This window comes from Xanthomonas sp. PPL134, from assembly GCF_040595915.1.
GTDB classification, from domain to species: domain Bacteria; phylum Pseudomonadota; class Gammaproteobacteria; order Xanthomonadales; family Xanthomonadaceae; genus Xanthomonas_A; species Xanthomonas_A indica.
This window is the reverse complement of sequence record NZ_JAMDLL010000012.1, coordinates 90,435-99,749: the sequence shown is the minus strand read 5'-3', so window position 1 is coordinate 99,749 and position 9,315 is coordinate 90,435. Positions and strand designations below refer to the sequence as shown.

Below are 9,315 nucleotides of genomic sequence, written 5' to 3'. Positions count from 1 at the left end.
GGCTTCAGCCGCGACGGGCGTTCCCGATAAGGCCCGTCGCGGCTGAAGCCGCTCCTACGAGGGGAAGGTGCGACGTGTCCCGCTGAGTGGCGGCAGCACCGCGTTGTCAGAGTGCATCCGTCGCGATCGAGCCGCGGCGATGGCAGAACGCCAGTGCGCATGCGCCGCCGATGGCGGCGCGTGCCGCCCTCAGTCCTCGCGGCCCGCCGCCAGCAAGGCCAGCATGCGATCGCGCGGCAGCTTGCCGGTCTCGTTGCGCGGCAGGGCGTCGAGCAGGCGCAGCCGGCGCGGCAGGAACACCGGGTCCAGTTCGCGGCGCAGCGCGGCCAGGATCGCGGCCTCGTCCAGGGTCGGCGCCACCACCACCGCGGCGATGCGGCCCACCGCCTGGCCCGGTTCCGGATCCAGTTGCAGCATCGCGCCGTCGACCACGCCCGGCACGGCCAGCAGGCGCCGGGTGAGATCGGCCAGCGAGGCGCGCTTGCCGGCGATCTCCAGCAGGTCGGCCTGGCGGCCGCGCACCTGGAAACGGCCGTCGGCGTCCACGTCCATCAGGTCGGCCAGCAGCACCGGCTGCGGCAGATGCGGCGCGTGCACCAGGGTGCCGTCCGGCTGCGGCGCCACGCGCACGCCGGGCAACGGCGTCCACGGCACTTCGCAGGCGGTGCGGCGGCTGGCGAACACGCAGGTCTCGGTGGAACCGAACATCTCGCGCACCTCGCCGCCGAAGCGCGCCTCGGCGGCGGCGGCCAGTTCCTGCGCCAGCGGCGCGGTGGCCGAGACGATGCCGGCCAGCGGCGGCAAGGCGACGCCAGATTCGACCAGCGCGCGCAGATGCACCGGCGTGGTCACCAGCAGCCGCGGCGCCGGCAGTTGCGCCAGCGCGCGGGCCACGTCCTCCGGGAAGAACGGGCGCCCGGCGTGCACCGCCAGCGGCGTCACCAGCGGCAGCAGGATCGACAGCTCCATGCCGTACATGTGCTGCGGCGGCACCGTCGCCACCACCTGCGGCACCGCCGTCTCCGGCCACAGCCCGACCAGTGCCAGCAGGTCCTGCCGGGTGCTGGTGAGGAAGCTGCCCCAGGTCTTGGGATTGGGCTTGGGCGCGCCGGTGCTGCCGGAGGTGAAGCCGATCGCCACCAGGGCGTCGTCGGCCAGCTGCGGCATCGGTCCGTCCAGCGACGGCAGCGTGTCCGGCAACTGCCAGTAGCGCGGCGGCGGCTCGGCCAGCGCCAGGTCGCCCAGGCAATAGCAGTCGGCATGGGTGCGCTGCACCTCGGCCACCACCGCCGGCGCGCGCGAGGACGGCAGCAGCGAGGTCTGCCCGCGTAGCGCCACCGCGCAGAACGCGACCATGAAGCGGTAGCGGTCCTCGCACAGGTTCAACGCATGCCGGCCGCTCGGCAACGCCGCGGCCAGGCCGCGCACGTGGCCGAGGAAGGTGGCCAGGTCGATGTGCTCGCCGTTGGCGAAGGCCAACGGCCGCCGCGCGTCGCCGACGGCAAGCGGATGCAACAGGGGCGCGGCGGGAATCTCGGAGGAAACGGCGGACATGCGGGGCGGCGACTCGGCGGGCGATGACCCGCACGGCGCGGGGAGCCGGTAGCTTGGCCGCCGCCGCCGCCGCTGGCAAGCCGCCGCCCAACGCGACGGCCCGCCGTCAGTGGTGGTAGCCGGTGTCGGCAGTGATCTTGCCGCGGAACACCCGGTACGACCAGGCGGTGTAACCCAGGATCACCGGCAGCAGCACCGACAGCCCGACCAGCACGAACCCCTGCGAGGACGGCGGCGAGGCCGCCTCCCAGATGGTCAGCCCGGGCGGCACGATGTTCGGCCAGATGCCCAGCACCAGGCCAAAGAAGCCAAGCACGAAGAAGCACAGGGTCAGCACGAACGGGCGCGCGTCGCGGCCCTGCGCCATCGCCGCACGCCACAGCGCCACCGCGTTGAGCAGCACCAGCAACGGCACCGGCGACAGCCACCAGAAATTCCCGTCGTGGAACCAGCGCGCCATGATCCGCGAGTCCAGGAACGGCAGCCAGGCGCTGACCAGGCCCATGAACACCACCACCACCAGCACCAGCGGCCGGGTCAGGGTGCGGGCGATGTGCTGCATCGCGCCCTCGGTCTTGAGGATCAGCCAGCTGCCGCCGAGCAACGCGTAGCCGAACACCACCGCCGCGCCGGTGAGCATCGAGAACGGGCTGAACCAGCCCAGCACCCCGCCCAGGTACTTGCCGTCCTGCAGCGGCATGCCTTCCACCAGCGCGCCCAGGATCACGCCCTGCCAGAACGCGGCGCACAGCGAACCCAGCGCGAACGCCCAACCCCACAGGTACTTGGAACTGCGCGCCTTGAAGCGGAACTCGAAGGCCACGCCGCGGAACACCAGCGCGATCAGCATCAGCAGCACCGGCAGGTACAGCGCCGACAGCACCACCGCGTAGGCTTTCGGGAACGCCGCCAGCAGGCCGGCGCCGCCGAGCACCAGCCAGGTCTCGTTGCCGTCCCAGATCGGCGCGGCGGTGTTCATCATCAGGTCGAGCTGGTCCTCGTCCTCGGCGAACGGCGCCAGGATGCCCAGGCCGAGCACGAAGCCGTCCAACAGCACGTACATCAGCACGCCGAAGCCGATCACGCCAAACCAGATCACCGGCAATACGGTCGCCATGTTCATCAGCGGGTCTCCTCGATGTCGTCGTCGGCCGCCGACAGCGGCCGCGCCGGGGTCTTGTCGCCCTCCTGCATGCGCGGCGCCGGCTCGTGCGGCAGCGGCCCATGGCGCAGCATGCGCAGGATGTACCAACTGCCGAAACCGAACACCAGCGCGTAGGCGAGGACGTACACGCTCAGCGAGATCCACACCATCGCCGGGCTGACCGGGCTGACCGCGTCGCGGGTATGCAGCAGGCCGTAGATCACGTACGGCTGGCGCCCGATCTCGGTGACGAACCAGCCGGCGACCAGGGCCACGAACCCGGCCGGCAGCATCGCGTTCCATGCCACGTGCAGGGCGCGCCGGCGCAGCAGCGTGCCGCGCCACCAGAAGAACAGCGACACCAGCGCCAGCAGCAGCATCGCCATGCCCAGCCCGACCATCACCCGGAACGCATAGAACACCGGCTTCACCGGCGGCCGCTCGTCCCGCGGCACCGCGGTCAGCGGGGTGATCTCGCCATCCAGCGTATGGGTGAGGATCACGCTACCCAGGCGCGGGATCGTCACCTCGTAATCGTTGCGCTCGGCGGCCTCGTTGGGCACCGCGAACACCACCAGCGGCACGCCCTGCCCCGGCGCCTCGCCGTGCCAGTGCCCCTCCATCGCCGCCACCTTGATCGGCTGGTGTTCGAGCGTATTCAGGCCATGCGCATCGCCGGCGGCGATCTGCAACGGCAGCGCGATCGCGGCGAACGCCACCGCCAGCTTGAGCATGCGCCCGGCCGCGTCCAGATGCTCGCCGCGGCGCAGATACCAGCCGCTGACCCCGCCGATCACGAAGCACGTCGTGATGAACGCGGCCAGCACCATGTGCGTGAGCCGGTACGGGAACGACGGGTTGAAGATCACCTCGCGCCAGTTGGCCGGCTGGAACACGCCCTCGACCACGGCGTAGCCGGCCGGCGTCTGCAGCCAGCTATTGGCCGAGAGGATCCAGAAGGTGGAGATCAGCGTGCCGATGGCGACCAGACAGGTCGACAGGAAGTGCAGCTTTTCCGGCACCTTGTGCCAGCCGAACAGCATCACCCCGAGGAACGAGGCTTCCAGGAAGAATGCGGTCAGCACCTCATAGCTCAGCAGCGGGCCGAGGATGTTGCCGGCACGTTCGCTGAGCACCGCCCAGTTGGTGCCGAACTGGAAGCTCATCACGATGCCGCTGACCACGCCCATGCCGAAGGACACGGCGAAGATCTTCAGCCAGAAGAAGTACAGATCGCGCCACACCGTGTCGCGGGTGCGCAGCCAGCGCCACTCCAGGAACGCCAGCCAGCTCGACAGGCCGATGGTGAAAGCCGGAAACAGCACGTGGAAACTGATGACGAATCCGAACTGGATGCGCGACAACAGCAGGGCGTCCATGGGGTGCGCCTGAGGCAGCGGAAACGATGCCTATTGTTGGTGCGCCGCGGCGAAATGGGATGTGACGGTTTGTCGCAGTGGCGTCTTGTCGCAGCAGCACCGTCGCGAGAGTGAGTGGTGCGTGGTGCGTCCTGCACGTGCGCTCACGCGGACGGGGCAGATGCCGACCACGCCGATCCTGTGTGGCCGCGCATGTAGCCGAAACATGTGCAAGCAGCTTGCGTTGCGCTTGCGCGCACCGAGGGAAGCGCGGCATCACGGGCGGGTGTTTCAATGCACTGACGCCAGCGCTCGAGCCCTCCCAGCACACGCTTGCATCGTCCGCGGCACGATCGATGACCGAAGCGGGCGCCAGGTCCCTGAATGGGCGCCACCACGACCGGGCCGCGGCGCTTGCTCCGATCGCCTTGACCCAGTCCGCCCATGACCGATGGCGCAATCGCCGCCGCCCTGCCGGCTGCTACGCTTGCGGTTTGCCGTTCGTCCGGAATCCCAGATGCGTCGTCTCGCCCTGAGCGCTGTTGTGTTGCTGTCCCTGTCCTGCCTGCCGCCGCTGGCCGCGGCCCAGGATGCCGCCGCCCCGCTGACCATCGAGCAGGCCATGGCCGATCCGGACTGGATCGGGCCGCCGGTCGAGGATGCCTGGTGGGCCTGGGACGGGCGCCAGGTGCAGTACCAGCTCAAGCGCACCGGCAGCCCGGTGCGCGACACCTACCGCCAGGGCATCGACGGCAGCGCCGCACAGCGGGTCGAGGACGCCCAGCGCAGCACCCTGGATGCGGCCAACCCGGTCTACGACGCACGCCGCCAGCGCATGCTGTTCGTGCGCAACGGCGACGTGTTCCTGCGCGACCTGCGCAGCGGCGCCCTGACCCAGCTGACCCGCAGCAACCAGGCCGCGGCGCGGCCGCAATTCACCACCGACGGCGGCGCGCTGTGGCGGGTCGGCAACGACTGGTACCGCTGGAGCCCCGGCGGCGGCGTGCAGCAGGCCGCGGTGCTCAAGGCCGAGCGCGATCCCGATGCCGCGCCCAAGCCCGACGTGCTGCGCGAGCAGCAGCTGCGCACGCTGGAGACCCTGGCCCGCGACCGCGCGCAGCGCGAGCTGCTGCGCCAGCAGGAGCAGGCCTGGCGCCGCGCCGACAGCAGCCGCGCGCCGGCGCCGGTGTACCTGGGCGACGACGTGGTGGTCGACGACAGCGCGCTGTCGCCGGACGGCCGCCACCTGCTGGTGGTGACCCACGCCAAGGGCGCCGAGGAAGGCCGCGAGAGCAAGATGCCGCGCTACGTGACCGAATCCGGCTACGCCGAATTCCAGGAAGCGCGCACCCTGGTCGGGCGCAATTCGCCGGTGGCGCAGACCCTGTGGCTGGTCGATGCAGTGGCCGGCACCGCGCGCAAGCTCGACCTGTCGGTGCTGCCCGGCATCGGCACCGATCCGCTGGCGGCGCTGCGCAAGGCCGCCAAGCAGGAGCCGCTGCAGGGCCCGCGCGCGGTGCGCGTGGAGACCGACGGCGACGGCAGCGGCGCCTCGATGCACTGGAGCGAGGACGGCCGCAACGTTGCCGTGCTGCTGCGCGCGGTGGACAACAAGGACCGCTGGATCGCCAGCGTCGACCTGGACAAGGCGGTACTGCAGCCGCGCCACCGCCTCACCGATCCGGCCTGGATCAACTGGAGCTTCAACGATTTCGGCTGGATGCCGGACAACCAGACGCTGTGGCTGCTGTCCGAGCAGTCCGGCTATTCGCACCTGTACACCCAGCGTGGCAACGAGAAACCGCGCCAGCGCACCTCCGGCAAGTGGGAAGTGTCCGCGCCGGTGGTCAGCGCCGACGGCCAGGGCTTCCTGTTCCTGTGCAACCGCAAGTGGCCGGGCGACTACGAGGTGTGCAAGCTCGACCTGCGCAACGACAGCGTCGCCGAACTGACCGCGCTGGACGGCGTCGAGGACTTCGCGCTCTCGCCGGACGGCCAGCAGTTGCTGGTGCACTACTCCGGCCCCTACCTGCCGCCGCAACTGGCGGTGCTGCCGGCCGCCGGCGGCACCGCGCGCGTGCTCACCGACACCCGCAGCGCCGCGTTCAAGGCGCGCCCGTGGGTGCAGCCGCAGTTCGTGCAGGTGCCGTCCAAGCACGGCGCCGGCACCGTCTGGGGCAAGTACTACGGTCCGGCGCAGCCGGAGCCGGGCAAGCGCTACCCGGTGGTGATGTTCGTGCACGGCGCCGGCTACCTGCAGAACGTCTCGGCGCGCTACAGCCCGTACTTCCGCGAGCAGATGTTCCATAACCTGCTGGTGCAGAAGGGTTACATCGTGCTGGACCTGGACTACCGCGCCAGCGCCGGTTACGGCCGCGACTGGCGCACCGCGATCTACCGCGACATGGGCCATCCGGAACTGGAGGACTACCTGGACGGCCTGGACTGGCTGGTCGACAGCAAGCAGGGCGACCGCAGCCGCGCCGGCATCTACGGCGGATCCTACGGCGGCTTCATGACCTACATGGCGCTGTTCCGCAGCCCCGGCACGTTCAAGGCCGGCGCCGCGCTGCGTCCGGTGGCCGACTGGAGCCAGTACAACCACGAGTACACCTCCAACATCCTCAACACCCCGGACCTGGACCCGGAGGCCTACCGCACCTCCTCGCCGATCGAGTACGCCAGCGGGCTGCGCGACCACCTGCTGATCGCCCACGGCATGGTCGACGACAACGTGTTCTTCAAGGACTCGGTGGACATGACCCAGAAGCTGATCGAGCTGCACAAGGACAACTGGGAGATCGCGCCGTACCCGCTGGAGAAGCACGGCTTCACCCGCGCCGACTCCTGGCTGGACGAGTACAAGCGCATCCTCAAACTGTTCGAGCGCGAGCTGCGCTGAGCCGGCCGCTCGCCGAGGCGCCTGCCGTCGACGTGCGGCAGGCGCCGGGGCGCCGCCGCGTCGGCGCCCGTAGGATCCCGCCGAGCACCTGCACCCGTCACGCACCGCGCCGTCCCGTAGGAGCGGCTTCAGCCGCGACGCGCGTTACCGGGCACGCCTCGTCGCGGCTGAAGCCGCTCCTACGCAGGCGCCTACAGCTACCAGGACACGACACGGTGCCCGCGCCCGGCGGCATTTGCGGCCATGCCGTCCGGACCCGGACGGCATCCGCACGACCTTGCCGTAGTCCGCGCCTGGCGACACCGCATCGGCCGTGCCCCGGCCGCGAGGCCGCGCGCTCGGCACCTGCGCGTGACCGCGTCCTCTCGCGCGCACCCGGCTTGCGCCCGGGTCCACCGTCCCTATCCTTGCCGGATTGCCGCCGACGCACATGCCGGTGTCGCCCCGACCGAAGGACCGCCGATGCCTCCCCCGCCCTTGCCCCTGACCACTGCCCGCAACCAGACCATCGATGCGATGGCCAAGCTCACGCTGCTGCTGGGGGTGCTGTCGCTGCTGTACGGGATTGGCCAGGCCCTGCTGCTGTTGGCGCTGCCCGAGGGGGTGATCGACGGCGTGCTGCGCCAGGCCGGCCTGGCGTTGCCGTCGCTGCTGCAATGGTGCGTGACCCATGCGCTGGCGCTGTCCTGGCTGACCGCGCTGCTGTCCGCGGGCCTGTGCGCGGCGGCGTGGGCGCTGCTGCAGCGGCGCGAGTGGGCGCGGCTGGCCTTCATCGTGTTCCTGGTGGTCACCGCCGCGGCCAACTTCGCGGTGCTGCCGCTGCTGTGGCAACTGCTCGACATGCTGCAGGCCTGGGCGCCGCAGCATGCCTTCGATCTGCAGCAGATGCAGCACGACCTGGCCCTGGGCCGGATCACCTTCATGGTCAGCGGCGCGCTGACCGCCCTGGTCTTCGCCGGCCTGCACGGCTGGCTGGTCTACCAGCTGTGCCGCCCCGCGATCCGCGCCGAGTTCCGCCGCTGACGCACACCGACCGGCGCACGCCGTCCGCGCAGCCCCCGCTGACGCCTGACACAGCCAGCTTCTAGAATGGCGGCATGCCTACCTTCGACCGTGTCCGCGATTATCTCACTGGCCTGCAAGACCGCATCTGCGCGGCGGTCGAGGCCGCCGACGGCCAGGCCCGTTTCGCCGAAGACCTGTGGCAGCGCGCGGAGGGCGGCGGTGGCCGCACCCGCATCCTGCGCGACGGCGCGCTGTTCGAGCAGGCCGGGATCGGCTTCTCCGACGTCGCCGGCACCCGCCTGCCGCCCTCGGCCAGCGCCAACCGCCCGGAACTGGCCGGCGCCTCCTGGCGCGCGGTCGGGGTGTCGCTGGTGTTCCACCCGCTCAGCCCGTACATCCCCACCACCCATGCCAACGTGCGCTACTTCGAGGCGCAGCGCGATGGCGCCACCGTGGCCTGGTGGTTCGGCGGCGGCTTCGACCTGACCCCGTACTACCCGTTCGACGAGGACGCCCGCCACTGGCACCAGACCGCGCACGACCTGTGCGCGCCGTTCGGCGAAGACCGCTATCCGGCGCACAAGCGCTGGTGCGACGAGTACTTCTTCCTCAAGCACCGCAACGAGACCCGCGGCGTCGGCGGCCTGTTCTTCGACGACCTGCATGCCGATTTCGAGCGTGACTTCGCCTACCAGCGCGCGGTTGGCGACGGCTTCCTCGACGCCTACCTGCCGATCGTCGAACGCCGCCGCAGCCTGCCCTGGGGCGAGCGCGAGCGCGAGTTCCAGCTGTACCGGCGCGGCCGCTACGTCGAGTTCAACCTGGTCTACGACCGCGGCACCCTGTTCGGCCTGCAGAGCGGCGGCCGCAGCGAGAGCATCCTGATGAGCCTGCCGCCGCGGGTGCGCTGGGAGTACGGCTTCCAGCCCGAACCGGGCAGCGCCGAGGCGCGCCTGGCCGAGTACCTGGTGCCGCGCGAGTGGCTGGCATGAGCGGGCCGGCGCGCACCGCGGTACTGGGGCGCGAGGACAAGCGCGCCATCGCCGAACAGGTGCAGGCCTACCTGCGCACCGAGCTGCAGCAGCAGGTCGGCGCGTTCGAGGCCGAGTTCCTGCTCGACTTCGTCGCCGAGCGCATCGGCGCGCATTACTACAACCGCGGCCTGCACGATGCCCGCGCGCTGCTGGCCACGCAGCTGGATACCCTGGACGACGCGCTGTACCAGTTGGAACAGCCCACCGACGCGCGCCGCTGAATGCGGCAACACACGCCGCCGGCGCGGCGTCAAAAACCTGCGGGCATAAAAAAGCCCCGCGGACCAGGGGGAGGTCGGCGGGGCCAGGGAACGGGGA

General features: G+C 70.8%; 7 protein-coding genes. 4 read left to right on the top strand and 3 right to left on the bottom strand.

Annotation, left to right across the window (positions count from 1 at the left end):
* Positions 1–189: 189 nt before the first annotated feature.
* From M3U25_RS17610 to M3U25_RS17600, 3 genes are all read right to left on the bottom strand, one after another.
* Complete coding sequence (locus M3U25_RS17610) at positions 190–1,554, bottom strand: AMP-binding protein (protein ID WP_355502774.1); 1,365 nt, start codon at positions 1,552–1,554, stop codon at positions 190–192.
* A 106-nt stretch (positions 1,555–1,660) separates the two neighbouring features.
* Positions 1,661–2,677 (bottom strand): cytochrome d ubiquinol oxidase subunit II, encoded by a 1,017-nt coding sequence (gene cydB / locus M3U25_RS17605; RefSeq protein ID WP_355502776.1) that lies wholly within the window; start codon positions 2,675–2,677, stop codon positions 1,661–1,663.
* A complete protein-coding gene (locus M3U25_RS17600; protein ID WP_355502778.1) occupies positions 2,677–4,077 on the bottom strand; it encodes a cytochrome ubiquinol oxidase subunit I in 1,401 nt (466 codons plus the stop codon). The genes cydB and M3U25_RS17600 overlap by 1 nt, the downstream gene beginning before the upstream one ends.
* Positions 4,078–4,573: 496 nt before the next feature.
* Here M3U25_RS17600 and M3U25_RS17595 point away from each other — a divergent pair, with 496 nt between their 5' ends.
* From M3U25_RS17595 to M3U25_RS17580, 4 genes are all read left to right on the top strand, one after another.
* The gene (locus M3U25_RS17595) at positions 4,574–6,958 is read left to right on the top strand and encodes a S9 family peptidase (protein WP_355502780.1); all 2,385 of its coding nucleotides are present in this window, start codon (positions 4,574–4,576) and stop codon (positions 6,956–6,958) included.
* Between the two features lie 462 nt (positions 6,959–7,420).
* A complete protein-coding gene (locus tag M3U25_RS17590) occupies positions 7,421–7,981 on the top strand; it encodes a hypothetical protein (RefSeq protein WP_355502782.1) in 561 nt (186 codons plus the stop codon).
* 74 nt (positions 7,982–8,055) lie between these two features.
* The gene (gene hemF / locus M3U25_RS17585) at positions 8,056–8,955 is read left to right on the top strand and encodes an oxygen-dependent coproporphyrinogen oxidase (RefSeq protein WP_355502784.1); all 900 of its coding nucleotides are present in this window, start codon (positions 8,056–8,058) and stop codon (positions 8,953–8,955) included.
* Entirely contained in the window at positions 8,952–9,218 is a 267-nt protein-coding gene (locus M3U25_RS17580) for a DUF2164 domain-containing protein (RefSeq protein WP_242157178.1), read from the top strand. The genes hemF and M3U25_RS17580 overlap by 4 nt, the downstream gene beginning before the upstream one ends.
* The last annotated feature ends 97 nt before the right edge of the window (positions 9,219–9,315 follow it).

Coding starts and splice junctions, on each gene's coding strand:
- M3U25_RS17580 (WP_242157178.1), top strand. CDS start 8,952: ATGAGCGGGCCGGCGCGCACCGCGGTACTGGGGCGCGAGGACAAGCGC.
- cydB (WP_355502776.1), bottom strand. CDS start 2,677: ATGAACATGGCGACCGTATTGCCGGTGATCTGGTTTGGCGTGATCGGC.
- M3U25_RS17610 (WP_355502774.1), bottom strand. CDS start 1,554: ATGTCCGCCGTTTCCTCCGAGATTCCCGCCGCGCCCCTGTTGCATCCG.
- M3U25_RS17590 (WP_355502782.1), top strand. CDS start 7,421: ATGCCTCCCCCGCCCTTGCCCCTGACCACTGCCCGCAACCAGACCATC.
- M3U25_RS17600 (WP_355502778.1), bottom strand. CDS start 4,077: ATGGACGCCCTGCTGTTGTCGCGCATCCAGTTCGGATTCGTCATCAGT.
- hemF (WP_355502784.1), top strand. CDS start 8,056: ATGCCTACCTTCGACCGTGTCCGCGATTATCTCACTGGCCTGCAAGAC.
- M3U25_RS17595 (WP_355502780.1), top strand. CDS start 4,574: ATGCGTCGTCTCGCCCTGAGCGCTGTTGTGTTGCTGTCCCTGTCCTGC.